The sequence below is a fragment of the Parabacteroides provencensis genome, from assembly GCF_900232875.1.
Classification (GTDB): Bacteria; Bacteroidota; Bacteroidia; order Bacteroidales; family Tannerellaceae; genus Parabacteroides; species Parabacteroides chinchillae.
Map to the genome: position 1 here is coordinate 34,397 of NZ_LT960488.1, position 21,487 is coordinate 55,883.

General features: G+C 45.3%; 22 protein-coding genes and 3 pseudogenes. 9 read left to right on the plus strand and 16 right to left on the minus strand.

Going from position 1 to position 21,487, the window contains the following annotated elements:
• The first annotated feature begins 185 nt into the window (after nucleotides 1–185).
• Nucleotides 186–1,853, plus strand: a complete 1,668-nt coding sequence (locus tag CTY47_RS00145) for a formate--tetrahydrofolate ligase (RefSeq protein ID WP_099462872.1) — start codon at nucleotides 186–188, stop codon at nucleotides 1,851–1,853.
• Nucleotides 1,854–1,922: 69 nt separating this feature from the next.
• Here CTY47_RS00145 and CTY47_RS00150 read toward each other — a convergent pair whose 3' ends face one another.
• Together CTY47_RS00150 and proS are read right to left on the minus strand one after the other, a co-directional pair.
• Nucleotides 1,923–2,744 carry an alpha/beta hydrolase gene (locus tag CTY47_RS00150; RefSeq protein ID WP_099462873.1) on the minus strand — a complete coding sequence of 274 codons (822 nt, stop codon included), beginning with the start codon at nucleotides 2,742–2,744 and terminating at the stop codon, nucleotides 1,923–1,925.
• A gap of 14 nt (nucleotides 2,745–2,758) precedes the next feature.
• Nucleotides 2,759–4,240: a proline--tRNA ligase gene (proS, locus tag CTY47_RS00155; RefSeq protein WP_099462874.1), complete on the minus strand. Its 1,482-nt coding sequence runs from the start codon at nucleotides 4,238–4,240 to the stop codon at nucleotides 2,759–2,761.
• 119 nt (nucleotides 4,241–4,359) lie between these two features.
• Here proS and CTY47_RS00160 point away from each other — a divergent pair, with 119 nt between their 5' ends.
• A complete protein-coding gene (locus tag CTY47_RS00160; RefSeq protein ID WP_099462875.1) occupies nucleotides 4,360–5,469 on the plus strand; it encodes a Gfo/Idh/MocA family protein in 1,110 nt (369 codons plus the stop codon).
• A gap of 74 nt (nucleotides 5,470–5,543) precedes the next feature.
• Here CTY47_RS00160 and CTY47_RS00165 read toward each other — a convergent pair whose 3' ends face one another.
• From CTY47_RS00165 to CTY47_RS17045, 3 genes are all read right to left on the minus strand, one after another.
• Entirely contained in the window at nucleotides 5,544–7,283 is a 1,740-nt protein-coding gene (locus CTY47_RS00165) for a thiamine pyrophosphate-dependent enzyme (protein ID WP_099462876.1), read from the minus strand.
• A gap of 93 nt (nucleotides 7,284–7,376) precedes the next feature.
• Nucleotides 7,377–8,459 carry a cytochrome-c peroxidase gene (locus CTY47_RS00170; protein WP_099462877.1) on the minus strand — a complete coding sequence of 361 codons (1,083 nt, stop codon included), beginning with the start codon at nucleotides 8,457–8,459 and terminating at the stop codon, nucleotides 7,377–7,379.
• A 65-nt stretch (nucleotides 8,460–8,524) separates the two neighbouring features.
• Nucleotides 8,525–8,692: a hypothetical protein gene (locus CTY47_RS17045; protein WP_199163375.1), complete on the minus strand. Its 168-nt coding sequence runs from the start codon at nucleotides 8,690–8,692 to the stop codon at nucleotides 8,525–8,527.
• A gap of 254 nt (nucleotides 8,693–8,946) precedes the next feature.
• Here CTY47_RS17045 and CTY47_RS17510 point away from each other — a divergent pair, with 254 nt between their 5' ends.
• From CTY47_RS17510 to CTY47_RS00185, 3 genes and pseudogenes are all read left to right on the plus strand, one after another.
• The gene (locus CTY47_RS17510) at nucleotides 8,947–9,072 is read left to right on the plus strand and encodes a hypothetical protein (RefSeq protein WP_262497719.1); all 126 of its coding nucleotides are present in this window, start codon (nucleotides 8,947–8,949) and stop codon (nucleotides 9,070–9,072) included.
• Between the two features lie 123 nt (nucleotides 9,073–9,195).
• Nucleotides 9,196–9,774 (plus strand): annotated as a pseudogene (locus CTY47_RS00180) (relaxase/mobilization nuclease domain-containing protein); the annotation flags it as partial.
• Nucleotides 9,771–10,553 carry a hypothetical protein gene (locus CTY47_RS00185; RefSeq protein WP_099462878.1) on the plus strand — a complete coding sequence of 261 codons (783 nt, stop codon included), beginning with the start codon at nucleotides 9,771–9,773 and terminating at the stop codon, nucleotides 10,551–10,553. The pseudogene CTY47_RS00180 and the gene CTY47_RS00185, both read left to right, overlap by 4 nt.
• Before the next feature lie 282 nt (nucleotides 10,554–10,835).
• Here the strand turns inward: CTY47_RS00185 and CTY47_RS00190 are convergent, their stop codons facing one another.
• The 11 genes and pseudogenes from CTY47_RS00190 to CTY47_RS00235 all read right to left on the minus strand — a co-directional run bounded on the left by CTY47_RS00190 (nucleotide 10,836) and on the right by CTY47_RS00235 (nucleotide 18,839).
• The gene (locus CTY47_RS00190; protein WP_099462879.1) at nucleotides 10,836–11,741 is read right to left on the minus strand and encodes an aldo/keto reductase; all 906 of its coding nucleotides are present in this window, start codon (nucleotides 11,739–11,741) and stop codon (nucleotides 10,836–10,838) included.
• Between the two features lie 9 nt (nucleotides 11,742–11,750).
• Nucleotides 11,751–12,368 (minus strand): NAD(P)H-binding protein, encoded by a 618-nt coding sequence (locus tag CTY47_RS00195; RefSeq protein ID WP_099462880.1) that lies wholly within the window; start codon nucleotides 12,366–12,368, stop codon nucleotides 11,751–11,753.
• 58 nt (nucleotides 12,369–12,426) lie between these two features.
• Nucleotides 12,427–12,996, minus strand: a complete 570-nt coding sequence (locus CTY47_RS00200) for a flavodoxin (protein ID WP_099462881.1) — start codon at nucleotides 12,994–12,996, stop codon at nucleotides 12,427–12,429.
• An 8-nt stretch (nucleotides 12,997–13,004) separates the two neighbouring features.
• Complete coding sequence (locus CTY47_RS00205; protein ID WP_099462882.1) at nucleotides 13,005–13,820, minus strand: carboxymuconolactone decarboxylase family protein; 816 nt, start codon at nucleotides 13,818–13,820, stop codon at nucleotides 13,005–13,007.
• 6 nt (nucleotides 13,821–13,826) lie between these two features.
• On the minus strand, nucleotides 13,827–14,822 hold the full coding sequence (locus CTY47_RS00210) for a flavin reductase (RefSeq protein WP_099462883.1): 996 nt from the start codon (nucleotides 14,820–14,822) through the stop codon (nucleotides 13,827–13,829).
• A gap of 13 nt (nucleotides 14,823–14,835) precedes the next feature.
• The gene (locus CTY47_RS00215) at nucleotides 14,836–15,828 is read right to left on the minus strand and encodes an iron-containing alcohol dehydrogenase (RefSeq protein WP_099462884.1); all 993 of its coding nucleotides are present in this window, start codon (nucleotides 15,826–15,828) and stop codon (nucleotides 14,836–14,838) included.
• A gap of 20 nt (nucleotides 15,829–15,848) precedes the next feature.
• Nucleotides 15,849–16,418: a DapH/DapD/GlmU-related protein gene (locus CTY47_RS00220; RefSeq protein WP_099462885.1), complete on the minus strand. Its 570-nt coding sequence runs from the start codon at nucleotides 16,416–16,418 to the stop codon at nucleotides 15,849–15,851.
• A 2-nt stretch (nucleotides 16,419–16,420) separates the two neighbouring features.
• Nucleotides 16,421–16,851 (minus strand): annotated as a pseudogene (locus tag CTY47_RS17515) (cyclophilin-like fold protein).
• Nucleotides 16,852–16,905: 54 nt separating this feature from the next.
• Nucleotides 16,906–17,472, minus strand: a pseudogene (locus tag CTY47_RS00225) (flavodoxin); the annotation flags it as partial.
• A gap of 9 nt (nucleotides 17,473–17,481) precedes the next feature.
• Nucleotides 17,482–18,606 carry an aldo/keto reductase gene (locus CTY47_RS00230; RefSeq protein ID WP_099462886.1) on the minus strand — a complete coding sequence of 375 codons (1,125 nt, stop codon included), beginning with the start codon at nucleotides 18,604–18,606 and terminating at the stop codon, nucleotides 17,482–17,484.
• 14 nt (nucleotides 18,607–18,620) lie between these two features.
• Entirely contained in the window at nucleotides 18,621–18,839 is a 219-nt protein-coding gene (locus CTY47_RS00235; protein WP_233202050.1) for a hypothetical protein, read from the minus strand.
• 163 nt (nucleotides 18,840–19,002) lie between these two features.
• On the opposite strand from CTY47_RS00235, the gene CTY47_RS00240 reads away from it, so the two are divergent.
• From CTY47_RS00240 to CTY47_RS00255, 4 genes are all read left to right on the plus strand, one after another.
• Nucleotides 19,003–19,905, plus strand: coding sequence for a helix-turn-helix domain-containing protein (locus tag CTY47_RS00240; RefSeq protein WP_099462887.1), 903 nt, complete (start codon nucleotides 19,003–19,005; stop codon nucleotides 19,903–19,905).
• A gap of 237 nt (nucleotides 19,906–20,142) precedes the next feature.
• Nucleotides 20,143–20,319, plus strand: a complete 177-nt coding sequence (locus tag CTY47_RS00245) for a DUF3876 domain-containing protein (RefSeq protein WP_099462888.1) — start codon at nucleotides 20,143–20,145, stop codon at nucleotides 20,317–20,319.
• Nucleotides 20,320–20,372: 53 nt separating this feature from the next.
• Complete coding sequence (locus tag CTY47_RS00250) at nucleotides 20,373–20,666, plus strand: helix-turn-helix domain-containing protein (protein WP_004293696.1); 294 nt, start codon at nucleotides 20,373–20,375, stop codon at nucleotides 20,664–20,666.
• A gap of 92 nt (nucleotides 20,667–20,758) precedes the next feature.
• Nucleotides 20,759–21,286 (plus strand): GNAT family N-acetyltransferase, encoded by a 528-nt coding sequence (locus CTY47_RS00255; RefSeq protein WP_099462889.1) that lies wholly within the window; start codon nucleotides 20,759–20,761, stop codon nucleotides 21,284–21,286.
• Nucleotides 21,287–21,487: the final 201 nt, after the last annotated feature.

The window sequence follows — 21,487 nt, forward strand, 5'->3', positions numbered from 1 at the left end:
GCAAAAAGACTTATTTATGACACATAAACCTATCAACATAAAATCAAATTAACCAATTTTATTACCACAAATCCAAAATGACAGATAATAACATTCTATCTACCGATAACAAACCTTATCATCTATCTTTTTGTTATTAAATTAAAAATCACTTATTTTGTTTACATTTTAAACTGACATAACACATGAAATCGGACATTGAAATTGCACGGGAAGTTTCTCTGTGCAAAATAAAAGAGGTTGCTTCAAGACTTGGTATTCCCCGGGAAGAAGTACAAAATTACGGCAGATATATTGCCAAAATTCCCAATCATCTCATCAATGATCAAAAAATAAAGGAACACAACCTTATTTTAGTAACAGCCATCACTCCCAATAAAGCAGGTGTCGGTAAAACAACAGTCTCAATCGGCCTTGCCCTCGGATTGAATAAAATCGGTAAAAAAGCGATTGTAGCATTACGTGAGCCATCTTTAGGCCCGTGTTTCGGGATGAAAGGCGGAGCGGCCGGCGGAGGCTATTCGCAAGTGCTGCCTATGGAAAACATCAACCTTCACTTCACCGGAGACTTCCATGCTATTACTTCAGCCCACAACATGATAACGGCTTTACTGGATAATTACATTTATCAAACCCGCAACAGCTGTGAAGGACTTAAAGAGATTAAATGGAAACGTGTATTGGATGTTAACGACCGTAGCCTGCGAAATATAGTATCCGGGCTGGGTGGTTCAGCAAACGGAATACCGACTGAAACCGGATTCGACATTACTCCCGCATCCGAAATAATGGCAATTCTTTGTCTGGCAACAGACCTGGAAGACCTGAAACGCCGCATAGGCAATATATTATTGGGCTATACTTATGACGACAAACCTTTTACTGTAAGTGATTTGGGAGTAGCCGGAGCCATCACTGTCCTGCTGAAAGACGCGTTACTGCCAAACCTGGTGCAAACAACCGAAAATACAGCAGCGTTCGTTCATGGCGGCCCGTTTGCCAATATTGCCCATGGTTGCAACTCCATCCTTGCAACAAAAATGGCTTTGACCTACGGAGACTATGTAATTACAGAAGCCGGATTCGGCGCTGATTTAGGAGCCGAAAAGTTTTTCAATATCAAATGCCGGAAAGCCGGGCTTAATCCCAAGCTAACTGTTATCGTAGCAACTGCACAAAGCCTGAAACTGCACGGCGGTGTGTCAGAAGACAAAATAAAAGAACAAAACATAGAAGGATTAAAAAACGGCCTGGCCAATTTAGACAAACACATCCGGAACATACAAGGTTTCGGCCAGCAAGTAATCGTCACTTTTAACCGTTTTGCTTCTGATACGGACGAAGAAATTGAACTTGTCTCACAGCATTGTAAACAAATGGGTGTAGGATTTGCCATGAATACGGTCTTTGCCGAAGGAGGTGAAGGAGGTATTGAACTTGCAAAACTGGTAGCAGATACAATAGAAAACAATCCATCCGAACCGTTGAAATATACTTACGAAGAAACAGACAGTGTACGTACAAAAGTGAAAAAAGTAGCTGAAAATATATACGGAGCTTCTTCAGTTGTATATACTACGTTGGCCGACAAAAAGATAAAACAGATAGAAAGCCTGGGAATTTCCCACTATCCTATCTGTATTGCCAAGACGCAATACTCTTTCTCATCCGACCCTAAAGCCTATGGTGTCGCCAAAGATTTTGAGTTAAAGGTTCGCGACATTATCATCAACAACGGAGCTGAAATGATCGTCGTTATAATGGGTGAGATTATGCGTATGCCGGGGTTGCCCAAAGAACCCCAAGCCAAAAATATAGATATTGTTAATGGTATGGTTGAAGGGCTAAGTTAAAATCCGAACCTATAAAACAGACAAAAAAACAGCCGTTGAAATATTTCAACGGCTGTTTTTTATATACATTCATTTTTTCCTGTTCCTGTCAAAAAAGTTCTTGAAGAATAATATCTGGTAACCAATAGCATTCTTCCAGTATTCGTTGGTATGACCTCCGGGACGGACAATGAAATCATGACCAATTTTATATTTTAAAAGTTTCTTATGAAAATCATTGTTCACTTCAAAAAAGAAATCGTCATAGCCACAATCAAAAATTAAAGCTAAATCGCCGCTTCGCAAACGATCAATCTGATTGATTGCAGTGTGGGCTTCCCATATTTCACGATTTTCGGATTCTGTTCCTAACTTCTCCGCCATTTCCCAGTTATTAGGGAACGGACGGATATCCAACCCTCCACTTGTACTGCCTGCAGCACCAAACACGTCTTTATGGCGCAAAGAAAGCCACATAGCTCCATGTCCGCCCATACTCAGGCCGGTAATGGCACGAGCCGAACGATCTTCGATTGTAGAATAATGAGAATCTATGTACTTTATCAATTCGCCGGAAACAAAAGTTTCATACCGTAAAGAAGGATCTTTCGGGCTATCCCAATACCAGCTATTGCGGTTACCGTCGGGGCAAACAAACATAATTCCATACTGATCGGCCAACTGGGGCAAATCCGGCCGTATTGTAACCCACGTTTTTGCATTACCACCATGACCATGCAGCAAATAAACAACCGGAACGGGAGTTTTACTCTTTTCAGGAATAACAACAACAACCTGAATATCTTTTTTCATTGAAGGGCTGTAAACTTTTATCGTATCTACAACTCCTGCCCTTACTGAAAAAGCGATTAATAACAGCAATACAAACAAAATACTTTTGGTCTTTCTCATAACGTTATTTGATATTAATAAGCTCTTGCAAACAATACGCGACGAGCCGAAGGCTTTCCTGTCACCATACATTTGCCGGGTGTCATGTCACCTTCCAAAGGCAGGCAGCGTATCGTGGCTTTCGTTTCATTCTTTATCTGCTCTTCCGTTTCGGGTGTACCGTCCCAATGAGCAAGAATAAAGTTGCCATCTTCAATCTTTTCTTTGAACTCGTCATACGTATCAACCGTAATGGTATTGGCCGTACGATGATCCAGCGCCTTCTTAAAGATATTCTGCTGGATTTCTTCCAAGAGGTTCTTTACATATTCTTCTATGCCGTCGCAAGTGATGGTTTCCTTTTCCAACGTATCACGGCGCATAACTTCTATCGTGTTGTTTTCAAGATCGCGGCCACCCATAGCCAAACGTACCGGAACACCTTTCAGTTCATATTCGGCAAACTTCCATCCCGGCTTTTTGTTATCGGAATCGTCATACTTAACAGAGATGCCCATCGATTTCAATGTAGCCATAATGCCGCTTACCTTTTCACTGATCTGAGCCAACTGCTCTTCACTGCGATAGATAGGAACAATCACCACCTGAATAGGAGCCAGATGCGGAGGCAATACCAAACCGTTGTCATCCGAATGCGACATGATAAGCGCACCTATCAGACGGGTCGAAACCCCCCACGAAGTAGCCCAGGCATAATCCGTCTTACCATTTTTATCAATAAAGGTTACATCAAATGCCTTACCAAAATTCTGTCCGAGGAAGTGGGAAGTACCGGCCTGAAGGGCTTTTCCGTCTTGCATCATTGCTTCAATCGTATAAGTATCGAGTGCACCTGCAAAACGTTCGCTTTCAGACTTTACCCCTTTGATAATCGGCATAGCCATATAGTTTTCGGCAAAGTTGGCATACACTTCCTGCATCTTCTTTGCTTCTATTTCTGCTTCTTCGCGCGTAGCATGGGCCGTATGTCCTTCCTGCCACAAGAACTCGGCTGTACGAAGGAACAAACGGGTACGCATCTCCCAACGCATAACGTTAGCCCACTGGTTACACAGGATAGGCAGATCGCGATAAGACTGAATCCAGTTCTTATACGTATTCCAGATGATTGTTTCCGAGGTAGGACGGATAATCAGCTCTTCTTCCAGTTTGGCAGCCGGGTCTACAACCACACCTGTCCCATCGTGATTTGTTTTCAGACGATAATGCGTCACAACGGCACATTCCTTAGCAAATCCTTCTACGTGTTCGGCTTCCCTGCTCAGGAACGACTTGGGGATTAAGAGCGGGAAGTAAGCATTTACGTGACCGGTTTCCTTGAACATATCGTCCAATATACGTTGCATCTTTTCCCAGATTGCATAACCGTATGGTTTGATCACCATACAACCGCGTACGGCAGAGTTTTCCGCCAAGTCCGCTTTAATTACCAAATCCTGATACCACTGTGAATAGTTCACACTTCTAGGAGTAAGTTCCTTCAGCTCTTTTGCCATTTCTTTATAATTATAATATTCTTAATTTTTATATTTTATAACGGGAGGCAAAGGTATAAAATTATCGTTTATCTTTGTACACCATAACAGAAATACTATAACACAAAACAATACATACCATGAAGATAAACAGAATCAGAGCATACATTGCTGTATTAAGCACTCTTTTACTCACATCCTTTTACTCTCTCGGACAAAATGGAGAACCTTTGCGACTGGCAGTTGCCGGTGTATCGCATGCTCATTTGCATGAAGTTATTATCCGCATGGATCGTGGCGACTTCCAGATTGTTGGCGTTGCCGAAAAAGATGACAAAATAAGAAACAACAACGGCCTGCGTAATAAACTGGATGCCTCCCTTTTCTATTCCGATCTGGGCGAGATGCTGGACAAAACCAAGCCGGAAGCAGTAGTAGCCTACGGCAGTATATACGATCATCTGGAAGTAGTGGAAGCCTGTGCACCGAGAGGTATCGATGTAATGGTTGAGAAACCATTGGCAGTCAATATGCAGCATGCATCAAGAATAGCAGAACTGGCACGCGCCAATAAAACATTAGTCCTTACCAACTATGAAACGTCCTGGTACGACACCAACCACCAAGCTTACCAACTGATACAAGACGGAGCAATCGGCAATATCACCCGTATTAATGTATATGACGGCCATCAAGGCCCGATAGAAATAGGTTGCGGAAAAGACTTTACCGACTGGCTGACCGATCCCGTACAAAACGGAGGAGGCGCCGTTATGGATTTTGGCTGTTACGGAGCAAACCTTGTTACATGGCTATTGAACGGACAGAAACCAACCCGCGTCTACGCCGTACTGAACCAACAAAAACCAGCTGTTTATCCAAAAGTAGATGACGATGCAACAATCATAGCTGAATATCCGGATCTGACCGTGCAGATTATGGCTTCGTGGAACTGGCCGATGAACCGGAAAGATATGCATATTTACGGAAGCAAAGGCTATATTTACCAAGACACACCAACCCAAATGCGTGTTTACACACAAAAAGAAGCAAAAGAAAAATCTCTTACGGCTTCTAAACTGGTAGTGCCCGACAATGATTCATTCTATTACCTGAAAGCTGCCGTACGCAAACAAAAAGAAGTGAAGCCCACAGACCTGGCTTCTTTGGAAAACAACCTGATTGTTGTACAAATACTGGAGTCGGCAATCAAAAGTGCGCAAACGGGGAAAGTGATTGAAATAAAATAAAAAAAGATCCCGATGGTTTTACAAAATCATCGGGATCTTTTTTTTAAATCATCGGGAAGAAATAAGACGAACCTTTAGAACACTTCTTTCCAATGCTTTAAATTTGTCTCTATCGTATCGCGCACTTCCTGCGAACGGCCTTCCATCATTAACTTGTACATTGTCTGGGCAAAACCAAACATCTGATTAAACTCTATCTTAGGAGGCATAGCCAATGCGTTCGGGTCTGTCATGATATTAACAAGAACCGGACCTTTCGTATCGAAAGCTGTAACCAGTGTAGGCATAACATCATCGGGATTACTCACATTATATCCGGGCATGCCCATAGAAAGAGCAATACGTGAGAAATCGGGATTATACATATCAGTCTGCCAATCCGGCAATCCGGCAACCTCCATTTCCAATTTTACCATACCTAATGAACGGTTGTTGAACACAATCAATTTAACCGGTAATTTGTACTGTGCTATCGTTGCCAAGTCGCCCAGTAACATCGAAAGGCCACCATCACCGCATAAAGCTGCCACTTGCCTGTCCGGATAAGCTAAAGCAGCGCCTATAGCCTGAGGCATTGCATTTGCCATGGAACCGTGGTTGAACGATCCCAGCATCTTCCGTTTTCCTGTAGCCTGCAGATAACGGGCGCCCCAAACACAAGTCATACCCGTATCGACAGTAAATATGGCATCATGCGCTGCCAGTTCATCTATTACGGAAATCACATACTCCGGTTGTATTTTATCTATTTTCCCCTTTATCCGGGCAGATTCGCGAAGATGTTTGACTACTTTTTCATAATGACTTAATTGTTCACGAAGAAAACTATCGTTTATCTTCTCATGAATCAACGGAATCAATTCATGCAAAGTATCTTTCACGTCGCCACAAAGTCCCATTTTGATTTTAGCACGACGGCCTAAACGATTCGGGTTAATATCGACCTGTACAATTGTATTGTTGCCCGGCATAAAAGACTCATAAGGGAAATCCGTTCCCAGCAACAATAAGACATCCGCTTCATGCATGCTATAATAACCGGAAGGCATACCCAGCAAGCCTGTCATTCCCACTTCATTCGGATTTTCATATTGTATCTCCATTTTGCTCTTGAATGAATAAGCAACCGGAGCTTTAAGTATCTGAGATAGTTCGACTAATTCCTTATGAGCGTCTTTTGCTCCTATTCCGCAGTAAATAGTGACCTTATCCGCTTTATTCAGCAAACCGGCCAATTCTTCAATTTCTTTTTGAGAAGGACAAACACGCTGGCGTGTAGCAAATGGTTGTGGAGAAGAAAGAGGAGCTTGTGCATCCTCTGCTGCCAAATCGCCTGGCAGACCTATCACACCTACACCGCGGGAAGATATGGCCGCTTGAATAGCCCCCTGCAACATACGGGGAAACTGGTCTGCTGTTGTAGCTACCTGATTATAATAGCTGCAATCGTCAAATAACTTTATGGTATTCGTTTCCTGAAAATATTGCGTGCCGAATTCATAAGAAGGTAATGTCGAGGCTATAGCCAGAACCGGAGCACCGGAACGGTGAGCATCATACAATCCATTAATCAGATGAACATGTCCGGGTCCGCTGCTTCCGGCACAACAAGCTAATTCGCCTGTCAACTGAGCTTCTGCCGCCGCAGCAAAAGCTCCGGTTTCTTCATTACGTACATGAATCCACGCAAGCTTTCCATTTTTACGAACTGCCTCATTGACTTCATTCAAGCTATCGCCTGTTACAGCATATATGCGCTTTACTCCCGCTTTTTCGAGTGTCTCTACCAATTGATCCGCAACTTTCTTTGCCATGATAATTCGCTTTTTGTTTCGTTATTATGTTTTATAAAAACTATATCCGAAACAAAAAAGTTTTGCGGAAGCCGGTAAAGATTTCCAGTTGCTCTAGTCAGTTTGATAACCGTCTGTCAATGTCTTCATAAAAGCAACGATAGCTGCTTCTTCTTCAACTGTAAGACCCAGATTTCCAAGTTCATCTTTATTAACCGTAGCCGGATATTCGGCAGGAGGAAAATCTTCGATATCACGCACATTATAAAAATGCACTATTTCTTCCAGCGTTCTGAAATATCCGTTATGTCCGTACGGAGCAGTCAATGCTATATTCCGTAAAGTAGGAACACGGAATTTACCATATTGGGCACTATCTTTCAGGAAAGACCCCAATCCTAAATCAATCGTATCACGGCCATGAACGTTATAAGGTTCTGATACCATATAAAATGGATTCTCAGGGTTACAAGGTATTCCCAGGTTATCATATGTATGATCGGTAAACAATATACGGCCGGCACGTTCGTCTTTATCCAATATATGGCATTCGGCACAAAGGCCTTTATCTTTAAATAATTTATATCCTTTCTTTTCTTGCTTGGTAAGTTTACATTTTCCCTCTTTCCATGCATCAAATTTAGATGTTAACGGATTTACTTCTGCAGAACGCTCATAAACAGATAAAGCATTATTAATACATTCGTAAATCGAATCATCAGATAATGGTTCTCCATAAATTTTTATAAACTGCGGATAATAGGATGCTTTTTTCACTTTCTCCACAACCATCAGATAATCTTTATTCGCCATTTCCAAAGGGTTAACAAATGGTTGGGCAGCCTGTTCTTCCAGTGTATTAACGCGACCGTCCCAGAAAAGGCCACCTATATATGTATCTTCCTTTTCATCATAATACAACGGAGGAACGGAGGATGAATAAGCGCAAGTCATTGAATTCCGGTTACTGAACCGTCCTTTAACAGCGCCTTCAGAAGTAATACGTGAATACTTATCAGCAAAACCAATTTCGGGAGTATGGCAGGTTGCACACGATTCCCCAGCCGGTTCCGATAAATTCTCATCGAAAAAGATCGCTTTACCAAGCAATTCTTTTTCATTCAAAACCGCTTCTTGTTTCAAAGAACAAGAAACAAGCCCAGACACAACAAAAACAGTTAAAACAACGAATCGCATCTTATATCCAAAATAGTATTACAAACTTTTGCTACATATATCAGACGAAGATACGATTTATTTATTTATCCTCTGCTTCCCAGGCTGTCTTTATCAGGATTTATCTCTTTAACAGCTTCTTCAACCTCCTTGTCTGTTACTTTATGAGCATTTTCAGTAGCAAATTGCTCTACAGGATATTTATTTTCCAAACGCTCTATGTTTTCATTTTCTTTTGTATCCTTTGCTTTCATAATCTCTACAGTTTAATCGGTTTATATGGCCTCTAACAGGGCTAATTGCTATATGGTTCACACATTAAACCCGAAAGCTGCAACATTCAATAATTTTTTCAATTTATTATTGAGCTTTATAGCGTTTTTTCTGTTTATCCAAAATACGAATAACCTATTAAAGTAACAGCAGAAAATGACTTTATTATTTGGGGAATCGTTACATATTCCATAAAGAATCACATTCAAAAGAAACGGTAAGCATAAAATAATAAATGATGTATATGGTTGCCCAGCTTAAAGAAAACTTTTTTGACAATTATTCTACGGAAGATGTCCGGATAGAAGCAACGCTGCGTGCCATCGCCATAGAAAAACGAATCAAAAAAGGTAAAAACTAACTGGAATTGCTAAGAGTTATTGTAAATTTTTCAACTTACTGAAATAAGGTTGTCTCAACCAAATCGCCCCATCTCCCACAGCCACAAACCGTTGCTTGGCACGTGTTAAGGCCACATTTAATAAAGGACAAGGTGAAATACCAAATTTATGATGCTATCAAGGCGGCATTGCCCTGTTGTAACTGCTGGTCGGATTTGTGCGACAGGCTAGCAGAACAAGGCATCGGGGTAAAATTCAAATACAATAGAAACGAAGGTAAAATCCTCGGAGTGTCGTTCACAAAGGATGAAATCTCGTTCAGCGGCTCACGGATAGACCGGAGCATGAGCTTTTATAAGCTGGATAAGCTGTTCGGGAGCCACATCGCCGACGGCATGGAATGGCAGCCCCGTTTGCCGGACAACGGATTTGACGGACGGACACAACCAACCCGGCAGAAGGTGGTATCAGACAGCCATACGGCAGAGACTTTTATAGGACAACCATTGCCATCCGGAGCGGAAACGGACAGCAACGGCGGCAGTCCTGCTGAATCCGGCTCAAACATCGTTCAAGTAACCATCGGCGCACTCATGGAGTTGTGCGTACAGCCGAACCAAGCTAAGGTCTCATCCGGCGGCGGAGGTGGAGGAAACGAAAGCAGCTGGGGTGACAATGATAACGAAAAGGACAAACATAAACCAAGGAGGAGAAGAAGATGAAGGACAACTTACAGAATATAGCCGACCTTATCGGGGCATTGGCGGAGGACATCGAAGAAATCAAGAAGAAGCTGGATGTAAAGGACAGCCCGGACAATGACGAAACATTGGAAAGGCTGGTGGAGAAGCTGGAGCCTGTTATACGGTTCTTCAATGGCAATGCACCGGAAAATATCAGCGGGATTTTCGGGAGCAAGAAAGCCATCGAGGAATATAAAAAATCATTGGGCGATGAAATGGTTGTGAGCTTACGGTTATATACCGAAGCCAACGACAAGGATATGCGCGAGCATGGTGTTCCCACTATTAAGGAACAGCTCAACAAGATACTGGAAATGCTGACTGCCCATGTGGAGAAAGACAAGCAGGCTTCGGAACAGGTGCGGCAAAAGCAAGGTGTCATACCGGAACTGTGGCAGGCAATCCGCCCGAACAAGGCGTTAAACGCAATAAGGCTGTTATGGAACAGAGTTCCCGATGGCTGGCACAAGAACCCTTACACATGGGCTGGTATAGGCTGTATGCTCGTGTTCTTTGCCCTGTTTGCCGTCAGTTGGGTGCAATGGCATGACTACCGGGAAGAAAACAGGCAGTTAAGAACGGTTGCGGATAAACACCAAGTGACTACGGTCATGCTCAACGAATTGTATCCGGAACTGGCTGTAACCGTTGGGGCATACGAGAAACTGGTGGAAACGGTTGGCTCAGATTCGACTTTGACCATATTCAGTGAACAGGTCAAAGTCGTTAGAAAGGAATCCGAAAATCAAAGTAAATAAATCAGAAAAGAACGAAAAAGGTGCAAACGAAGAAGTCTTTTGTATAAAATGATAGGCTATAAAGCATAAAAGGCAGACTCTCCGAATAAGAAGACAGTCTGCCCTTATGAAGTGAATTATGTTATCAAAGGACGGTATGATTGGAGAATTTACAGAAACAAGTATCATCTATGCTTCAAATTTTCTGTTAGGGACGAAAACGCCACTTTTGAATAAAAAACGTCTATATTGGTTGGTTGTTTTCACCGAACCGCCAACTGATTCCCCGATGTGATTTATCGGCTACCACGGGAAATTATCCGGATCGTTCTTCTCGTTTGCACGCTGGTTGCGGTTCAGACCGGTAATAATCTCCATTTCGGCAAGCGAAAGATTGAAATCGAAGATGCGAATATTCTCGTCTGTGTACGCATCGTTGTCGCAACGTGGAATGGTGACCAGTCCGCGCTGCATGTGCCAACGCAGGATGACTTGTGCAGCGGATTTGCCGTGCCGGGCGGCAATCTCGCCGATTGCAGGGTCATCGATCACGCCGGTAATGCCTTGTCCCAACGGTCCCCATGCTTCCAACTGAATGCCCTTGCGGAACGTATAGCCGACGACATTGTGCTGGGTCATGTACGGTTCAATCTCGATTTGATTGACGACGGGGCGTATGCGTGCACATTCCAGCAACTCGTCGAGGTGGTGCGGGTTGAAGTTGCTTACACCGATACTGTGGATTTTCCCCTTGTCCACGTATTCCTCCAATATCTGCCAAGTCTCCTTGATATGTCCTTTTACGGGCCAATGGATGAGTACAAGGTCGATATAGTCTGTCCCGAGGTCGGTAAGGCTCTTATCAAGCGACTGGCGCACGGTGCCGTTGCGCATTTCCGTAGTGTTCACTTTCGTGGTGATGAACAGCTCACGGCGCTCTATTCCGCTCCGGCGTATGCCTTCGCCCACCTCTTTCTCGTTTCCGTAGCCCTGTGCCGTGTCGATCAGGCGGAACCCGACCTTGATGGCATGGTATACTCTTTCTGCGGCATCGTCCTTGACCAGAAACGTGCCGACTCCCAGTTGTGGCATTTCCATGCCGTTGTTCAGTTTTACTGTTGGTACTTTATTCATTTTCTGTGCGTTTGTTTGAATTGCCATTCCCAATGCAAGGACCATGGCAAAGATTGTTTTTGAAATATGTTTCATTAGAATCAGTTATGTGTGCAACATATCACGGGTAATACTCACGCCTTGACGGACATAGAGCGTGTCATCATGTATAAGACGAACGGCAAGTCCGACAACGGAGGGGATGGTCGAAACATATCCTTTCGCCTGTTCACCTTTGAAAGTCAATGTGTAATCATCCTTATCCCCGTCCCGTAAATATCCCGGACGAAGTATCGTGTAATCCAGACCGCTGTTTTCCACAATATCCGCCGCTTTGCGGTTGGGTATTTGGTCGGGATTGTTTTTCACGTTGTCTTCATCGTCCATGTCCGCCGGAATTTCATCGTAGATTCCCACGGCTCCCATAAAGATAAGACGGCGTAAACCGGCCTTCTTCATGGCTGATACCGTGTTTTCAACGATGATAGGCAAATTGTCACCTGAAATGGCGCAATACACCACATGGCAACTCGTCATCGCCTGTTGTAAATCATCAGTTTTCATGGCGTCACAATCGATGACATGGCATCGATCGCTTTCGTGGTAGAAAGCTGAGGCATGACGGGACGCAAGTGTCAGATGACACTCTTCGTCATTGCTCAACTTCTCGACAAGAGCTTTCCCGAATGTCCCGGATGCTCCTAAAATCAGTATTCTTTTCATTCTTGAATTATTGTTGTTTTAACCAGTCGTTTCCGAATGATCAGTGTAATGGAAACCGTTAATACCCCAACTTGTCGAGCCATGCACGAATGCTTCTCTCATCAGCACGATTAAGCAGGCGTCCCTCTTTCCAGTTCAGCGTGGGGTAGGTTTTCTTCAATGCCGCAGCACTGCCTGTGAGCGAGCTGCCTCCGGATGTGGCGAAAGGAATGACTGCCTTACCTTTCAGGTCGTGGCTTTCGATGAACGTATTGATAATACGTGGCGCAAGATCCCACCAAATGGGATAACCGATGAAGACGACATCGTAATCGGTGATGTTTTCCTTTTTGCTCTTGATTGCCGGCCGCGACTTCGGGTCGTTCATCTCTACCGAACTGCGCGACTGCTTGTCGTTCCAGTCGAGGTCGGCACTCGTGTAAGATTTGGCAGGCGTAATCACATAAAGCTCTCCGCCCGTAGCGTTCGCCAGTTTTTCGGCAACTCGCGTCGTCGTTCCCGTCGCCGAAAAATAGGCAACCAGTACATTGTTGTTTGATTTTCCTTTGCTCATATCCTTTCTTTGCTGTGCGTCGGTGGTGGTCGCCATGCCTACCACCGACAGCAATATCAATAAAAACCTATACATGATGTTTACTATTTGAGTTTGTCATATTCTTCGTCGGTGACTGGTTCCAACCATTCATTGGAGGTGTTCTCACCTGTAATCTCGAATGCAAGGTGAGCGAACCAACTATCGGCTGCCGCACCATGCCAGTGTTTCACGCTGGCGGGAATGTGGATGACCGTGCCGGGCAAAATCTCTACCGCCGGTTTGCCTTCTTCCTGATACCAGCCGCGTCCGGCCACACCGATAAGCATCTGTCCACCGCCTTTCGTGGCCTTATGGATGTGCCAGTTGTTGCGGCAGCGAGGCTCGAAAGTCACGTTCGAGATGTTTACCTGCTCACGCGAAACCGGTGCGAGGTAACTGTTGCCGGTGAAATATTTGGCATACGCCGTGTTGGGTTCGCCGATGGGGAAAATCATTTCGCGTTGGAAGGCAGCCTTAGCATCCTCGCCGGTCGTGTCTTCCGCCCATACGTCTTTCGCCTGACGGAATGCCGCCCAAGCCTTGGACCAACCCGCGTAAAAACCGATATGCGTGATGATTTCGGCTATCTCGGTACGGGTGATTCCATTGTTCTTCGCCGACTGCAAATGATATGTCAGCGAGTTGTCCGTAATACCTTGACTGATAAGAGAGGTAATCGTTACCAAGCTGCGATCACGAAGACCGAGCTTGTCGATGCAGCTCCATACCTCGCCGAAAAGAACATCGTCGTTGAGTTCTGCGAATTTCGGGGCGAACTCGCCTAACTGGTTGCGCCCGGCTGTCTGTACTATCTTTTCCTGTGCCATAACATTAAATGTTAAAACGGTGAATACTGTAATTAAAATAATTCGGTTCATGATTCTTTACTGAATGAAGTTATTGATTTTGTTCGCAGGGTTGAGCGGCGTCTGGTCTGCCAGCACTAATGACTTGACCATGTGCAGCGTTCCCTGCTTGTATTTCTGAAAGTGTTCCGAGGCGATGTGCTTCTCGTATGCTTCACGGCTTGCGTATGTTTCAAGAATTGTTACCTTGCAGGGATTCTCCTTTTCGCTGACGGCGTACATCGTCAATACGCCCGGTTCGGTACGCAGGGAGACTTCGCCCACCTCGGTTGCGTATTTCATATATTCGTCGAGATATTGCGGGTAAACCTCGATTTTCGACAGGCGCACCATACCGTCGGCGGTCATCGGCTCCTTGGCGCACATTCCCGGCTGCTTGTCCAAGTTCAAGCATTTGCCGATAACTTCTCCCGTAGCAAGATAAGAGTATGTCGGGAACTCGAACAAGACTGGTTTCAGCCTCGTATAATCCAATTTCCCGTTGTTGTCAAGCACATCGGGCGAGGCGTAGGTGTTTGCCACGGAACAGATGAAATTGTCGAAGCCTTCGGTTTCATAGATGTCCACCACGGCGCACTCCATCGTCAGTGGCGAGGCGTCGATTACGGGCGTACCGTTCTCTCCCCAATGGTATTCGAATACGTTTGATTTATCGACCGATGCGCCGCTCACGCTGCCCACATAGTCGGCCTTGGGCAACATTTCACGACTGACAAGGTTAATCGATAGCTTCTTCGACTTCCTTATCCCTTGATTAGTATGATGGCTTTTGCTCATGCTCACGAGAATCCGGTCGTGACCGATGATACCCGTATGCCCCACGACGAGCCAGTTCACCTTGCCCTCGACCTCCGCACCGACAACGGTCAGCGGTTTGGGATAGAGAGCAAGCAGGTTTCCGATATTCTTCTTTCCCATTTCCGTACTGTTTTGTTTGTTTCCCTCCTTTGCCGGTCGCGTATTGCACGACAGCAAAAGTAAGAGAAACAAGATGGTCAATATTGATTTACTCATCCTCAAAATGGTATTAAAGGCTTTGACGCAACACCTCGATTACATCCTCACGGGTGAGGATGACATAGCCGCTTTCGTTGATGGGGCATGCATCGGCCATGCCTTCAAGCTGCGACGCATCGGCACCGCAAGCCGTGATGTCCATCGCCAGTCCCAGTTCCCGCATCCATGCCTCCATCCGTGCAAGCCCTTCCAACGCAATTTCCTTGTCCGTCTTTCCTGCCGGGACAACATCCCACACGATGGTTGCCAGCCGGCGGAATTTCTTCACCGCCTCTTCGGAACGCTTGATGAGCAGACGGTAGTAAGCCCCGCTGACAGCCGAAAGCGTGTGCCCGTGGGTCGCGTCGGTATAGGCGGCGACAGCCTGCCCCAGCATGTGTACCATCCAGTCGGTGGGTTTGCCGCAGGCGAGAAGTCCGTTCAAAGCCCATGTCGCGGTCCACATGATGTTGCTGCGTGCTTCGTAATCCTCAGGGTTGCCGAGCACTTTCCGGGAGCTGACAACGAGGGAACGCATCAGCCCTTCAGCGATGTAGTCGGTCGTGTTGTCGTCCGTCCCCGAAAGGTATTGTTCCAAAATGTGCGACATGATGTCGTAAATGCCTGTCACCGTATGATGTCTGGGCACGGTATAGGTGTAAACGGGATTGAGAATGGAAAAATCGGGATTGCGGAAATAATAGAACTTCTTCCGGTTCTCGCTGTGCTTGGAGATAACAGAACAGCTGTCCATTTCCGACCCCGTTCCCGCCATCGTGAGCACGCAGCCGACAGGAATCCAACGGCAGGTCATTTCCCCGAAATTGTTGAAATAATATTCCCACGGGTCATGCTCGCAGTAGGTAGAACCGGCTACCGCCTTGCAATAGTCGCAGACAGACCCGCCGCCGTACACCAGCATTACTTTTTCTCCGTACTTGCCCAGTTCTTTACCCAAATTCTCCAATGAGTTTTCCCCGAAGTATAGTTTCGTGGGATTGTGAAAAGTGAAATTGCCTAACATATCAGTCTGTTTTTAAGTTATTACTTGTCGTTAATATTCTTGATGAACTGTGCAGGGACACCGCCCACGACCGTGTTTGCCGCTACGTCTTTCGTGACGACCGCCCCTGCCGCAACGACGGCATTGTCGCCAATGGTTACGCCTTGCAGAATGGTAGCGTTCGAGCCGACCCACACATTCCTGCCTAATACGATAGGTGCAGGATAAGTGGACTTTCGTTCTTCTGGTGCAAGACCGTGGTTGAGCGTAGCAAAGACCACATTATGACCTATCTGGCATCCGTCGCCTATCATGACTCCACCGTGGTCTTGAAAATGACAGCAGGCGTTGATAAACATATTTTCGCCTACGGTGATGTTTTTCCCGAAATCCGCATAGAGGGGTGGGAAAACACGAAGCGATTGCGGTACTTCATAACCGAACAACTCGGAAAGCAATTCGCGCACTTCATCCGGCGTATGATAAGCCGTATTCAGGCGGAACGTGACGCGACGGGCCTCGTTACTCATCTCGTCCATAAAACGGTGTATTTCCTCCGTATCAAGAGGCTTCCGTGTCTTTACGTATGTCTTGAAATCTTCTATAGTCATACTTATTGCCTTTCAAATTTTACTACTATATCGCCACCAATGTTCAGAGCCTCGATGCCGTCACCATTGATACGGCCTATTTTAATTAGGTCGTTGCTATAAGACCAACTTTTGCAGAAAATCGCCACGTTGCCCCACGGCGCATAGATGGTGATGTCGCCGGGTGTAGGGGTGCAGCCGCGTGTCACTCCTTCGGTCGTCAGAGCCGGATCGGGATAAAATATTTTTTCGGTCGTGTTGTTGTAATCGTTCAGCGTAACCTCTAACGGGAGACGGGAGAGGAAATCCCTGCCTGCCGCATTGTCCTCCATCGTGGCGGTAATAGTGCGGTTGCCGACCGATATTTTACTTTCATGGATGTTTCTCCAGGTCTTTCCGTTTCATCCCGGTTTGCCCCGATTTCTTCAAGCCATGACGGGACATGTGTCGCCATTTGCGAAAGGCCCGAAGAGGTCAGTAACAGGGTTCGATCAATTATCGTTGCATCGGGGCAAAGACAGCGGGCTTCATTGACAGAAGTGGAAATGCCGCTGCTGCCGCTGGTGGCGAACAGGGCGATTCGTTTTCCGGCAAGTTTGGAGGCATGGGAATGTAGAAATGTTTGCATCGGTGTTACCATACTGCCGTACCAGATTGGATAACCGACGAATACGATGTCGTAACCGTCAAAACTCTCCATCGAGGTTTTGACAGGCGGATAATTGCCCTGACGGATGGCAGCCAGTTCTTCTTGCGACCGTTCCAACATGGAGTTGTAATCATTGTCGTATGCCGTTTCCGGCTCCACTTCAAGCATATCGCAGTCGAGTGTCTTCCGAATCAGTTGCGCCACACGCTCTGTATTGTGCGTGCGGGAAGCATAAAGGACGAGGTAACGACCGTTCCCACCGGGAGTAGGCGTGTCGGGGTTATCGTCGGAATCATCACCGCCGCCCGGATTTTCCGGCTGTTCGGGCTGTTCAGGAGTGAACGGCTCGTCAGAACCGCCTCCGCAAGCCGCCATGGAAAAGACGGCAAACAATAAAAACGGAATCAATAAAAACTTTTTCATCATTTATACTCTTTATTTGTCGATTTGGCTTTCGGTAAACGGGTCGGCGCGGTGTCCCATGAGGTCTATTCGCACATATTCCTTGTCGAACTCTTCCATTTCGTAGGGAGTGAGACGAACGGTTGCCGCACCGAGAAAATCATCGAGATGGGCGGGATTGGTCGTTCCGGGTATCGGGGCTATCCACGCCTTGCGCGAAAGCATCCACACGAGGGCGAACTGCGCCGGAGTAATGCCTTTGCGCTCCGCCCATTTGCGGGCAAGGGCGACGAGCGGCATATTCTGCTTCAAGGCTTCGGGTGTGAATTGCGGCAGATTCCATCGGCGGTCTCCCTGTTTGAAGTGGCTGTTCTCGTTGATTACGCCCGTGAGAAAAGCACGTCCCAACGGGCAATAGGGAACGAAACCGATGCCCAGTTCTTCAAGCGTCGGAAATATCTTTGTTTTCGGTTCTCGCCACCAGATAGCATATTCGCTCTGTACCGCCGACAAAGGACATACGGCATGAGCGCGACGGATGGAGCGTGCGCTGGCTTCAGACAATCCCCAATGTAACACTTTTCCCTCCTGCATCAGTTGTTTTACCATCTCTGCCACTTCTTCCATCGGCACCTGCGGGTCCACACGGTGCTGATAAAGCAAGTCGATATGGTCGGTACGCAAGCGGCGCAACGAACCTTCCACGGCACGGCGGATATGGTCGGGTCGGCTGTTGAGTGTGGTCGGCTTACCTTCCTCCACACCGAAACCGAACTTCGTCCCTATCTTCACTTTGTCTCGGAACGGCTGCAAGGCTTCGCCCACCCATTCCTCACTGGTGTACGGCCCGTACACCTCCGCTGTATCGAAAAAGGTCACACCTTTGTCGTATGCACGTCGGATTAGGGCAATCATATCCCTTTTTTCATATTTCCCGCCATAATAGCCTACCATCGGCAGGCAGCCCAGACCGATGGCCGACACGTCCAATCCTCCGAGGTTTCTGTATTCCATATTCCCCGATGGATTATTCCCGTTCGAATAACCGTTTTTAGACCGCGACGTAGATTGGGCAAAGACTTTCGACAATCCCGTCCATTCCCCAGCTGCCAGTAAGGCCGTCATTGATGACATTTTCAAAAAATCTCTTCTGTCCATAAATCTTGTAATTTTTAAGAATGACCTCCATAAGTCAAGCCCCGCATAATCTCCATTTCATTATCTTCCAACCGGAAAATTATGGGTTCATTTTCCTGTTCCGGGCAAATCCCGTCCTGCACGAGAAAACATCTCACTACATTTTCGGTAGAAGTATGATAACGGTCTGCAAAGAAGCACACGACTTCATCTTCATACAATTCCGCTGGAATGTCAATTCGTTCATTCATCATTTGATTTCTTTTGATGATGCAAAATTACCGGCTTACATGACAGCGGACTTAACGATAAGTGGGTAACTTGTATCACTTTTACTGAATTTCATGCCTGACATTCGGCTATGTGATTGAAATAATGTATCTTTGCATTCGCAAGAAAGGAGTTATATAAGATGCTATGAACAAAATTCTGAAGGTCAGAAACGTGGGCGATTATAGCCGGTGGGTAGGACATACCGACAGGCATCCGCTGGTCAGTGTCATTGACTACGCGGAAGTATCCCCTATACGTCATAGCCTGAACAATTACAGCATCTATGGCATTTTCTTTCATAACGAAGCGGAAATAAACCTGGCATACGGTTGCGGGAAGTACGACTACAAGAAGGGAACGGTCATTTGCGTTGCCCCCGGACAGATCGGCGGGAAAGAGGACAACGGCGAACGGGTGATACTGACGGGCTGGGCGTTGCTGTTCCATCCCGACCTGTTGCACGGCACTCCATTGGAAAAGGCGATAAAGAATTATTCCTTTTTCGATTACCGTGTCAATGAAGCCCTGCACATGACCGACGAAGAACATGGTATCTTGACAGCACTGATGCGCCAGATAAGGGATGAACTCCAGAAAAGGCACGATGAACTTCAAGACTCCATCATTGTGGGCTATATCGAGTTGGTCCTGAACTTCTGCCAGCGTTTCTATAACCGCCAGTTCATCACCCGGAAACTCGATAATTCGGATATGTTGATGAAATTCGACCGTTTGTTGCACGATTACTTTGACGGGAACATGCAACTGACACACGGCTTGCCGACGGTGCAGTATTGCGCCGACAAACTTTGCATGTCATCGAATTATTTCGGGGATATGATAAAAAAGACAACGGGTGATACTGCAAGCAATTATATCCGCCAATACATAATACAACTGGCAAAAAACGAACTTGCCACAGGTGAAAGCATTGCACGGGTAGCATACGGATTGGGCTTCGAATATCCACAGCATCTCAGCCGGATGTTCAAAAAGCAAACAGGAATGACACCGTCGAATTATTGTGAAAATCTGCAAGAAAGGTAATACTTTCAAATGGCGTCGATATTGATATTCACATTGTCGCTTATAGACTTTTAGCTTTTCATCCATAATCTTCTGTGTCCCTACGTCAGTGCGCAAACATCACTATATATCAATCCGATAAAGTGGCAAAATATTAAGGTGAGCCATAATTTACATAAAGGCTAAATAGTGATACTAAAATGGTACTAATTTGCGGATTTAGCCTTAAATAATAATCATAAAACATAATATCAGTATATTATAGAATTGTATATCTTGTCGCCCACCAAACAGGCTTCACCCGTTACTTATGAGATACAGCAAGATGGTAGCCAGTATTTTATTACCATTACATCCAAACGGCTCTATGTAGATTATGATCCGGCAAAAGATGTACTTAGCATTTCATCGCTGGGTAACTATCTGTGTAACTAACCAGCCATCTAGCCATCTTGAAATCAATATTTCAATAAAACAATCTTTCAATCATGGAACTAATAAATAAAGATACCCCACAAGTCAAAGAATTTATTTCTTCACTCGATTCGATGCTGAATGGCATTGAATCTATAGTTAAGCATTACAAGCCCCACTTGAACGGGGAACGCTTTCTTTCTAATAATGAAGTTTCCAAGAAACTGAATGTCAGTTTGCGAACCCTGCAAGAGTGGCGAGATACAGGGCTAATCCCCTTTATCCAGATAAAAGGTAAAATCATCTATCGCCAGAGCGATATTGATAAGCTGCTCCAAAAGCACTACTTTGAAAGCTGGAAAGAATAACTATCTAAAAGAGTATGATTTCCACTATCTTAAAAGGAAAGCTCTTTAATTAAGGTGGAAATTATACCTTTGCATCCCAAACAGTTGAAATTATGAAGTTTGTAATAGAATCCGGTACGACTGCCGACATTGACGAATTAGAAAAGTTATATGATGATCTGAATGATTATCTATCAGCTACCACCAATTATCCCGGATGGATAAAAGGCATTTATCCTATTCGTGAAGATGCGGTTGCTGGCATAGAAAATAATACTCTTTTTGTTGTCAGGCATGATGAAAAGATAGCTGGCTCTATTATCTTAGACCATCATCCCGATGAAGCCTATAACAATGTAAGGTGGAAAATTGAAGCTGACTATAACCGTATTTTTGTGATACGCACTTTTGTAGTGCATCCCTCATTCTTGAAAATGGGTATTGGTCGTGCTTTGATGAACTATTCGTTTGAATTAGCTCAACAATCAGGCATAAAATCCATTCGTTTGGATGTGTATGAAAATAATCTTCCGGCAATCTCCCTCTATGAGAAATGCGGTTTTGAATACATTGATACCGTAGATTTAGGCTTTGGCAACTACGGGCTGGATTGGTTCAAACTGTATGAAAAACTTGTTTAAATTCTATTCAAGTGGAAGACGTTTTCTTCATTGCCAACCCCGAAAACATTGTTTTTCGGAATTTAATTTGAATCATTGACTTTTCCAGTGAAGTATTTAGTCTGTGCAAGTCTTTAGATGAAAATACGCTCGAAATGAAATGAGAGGAAGATTTTCATCTAAACCGAAGGCTTGGACTTGAACAGGTTAAATACGGAACTT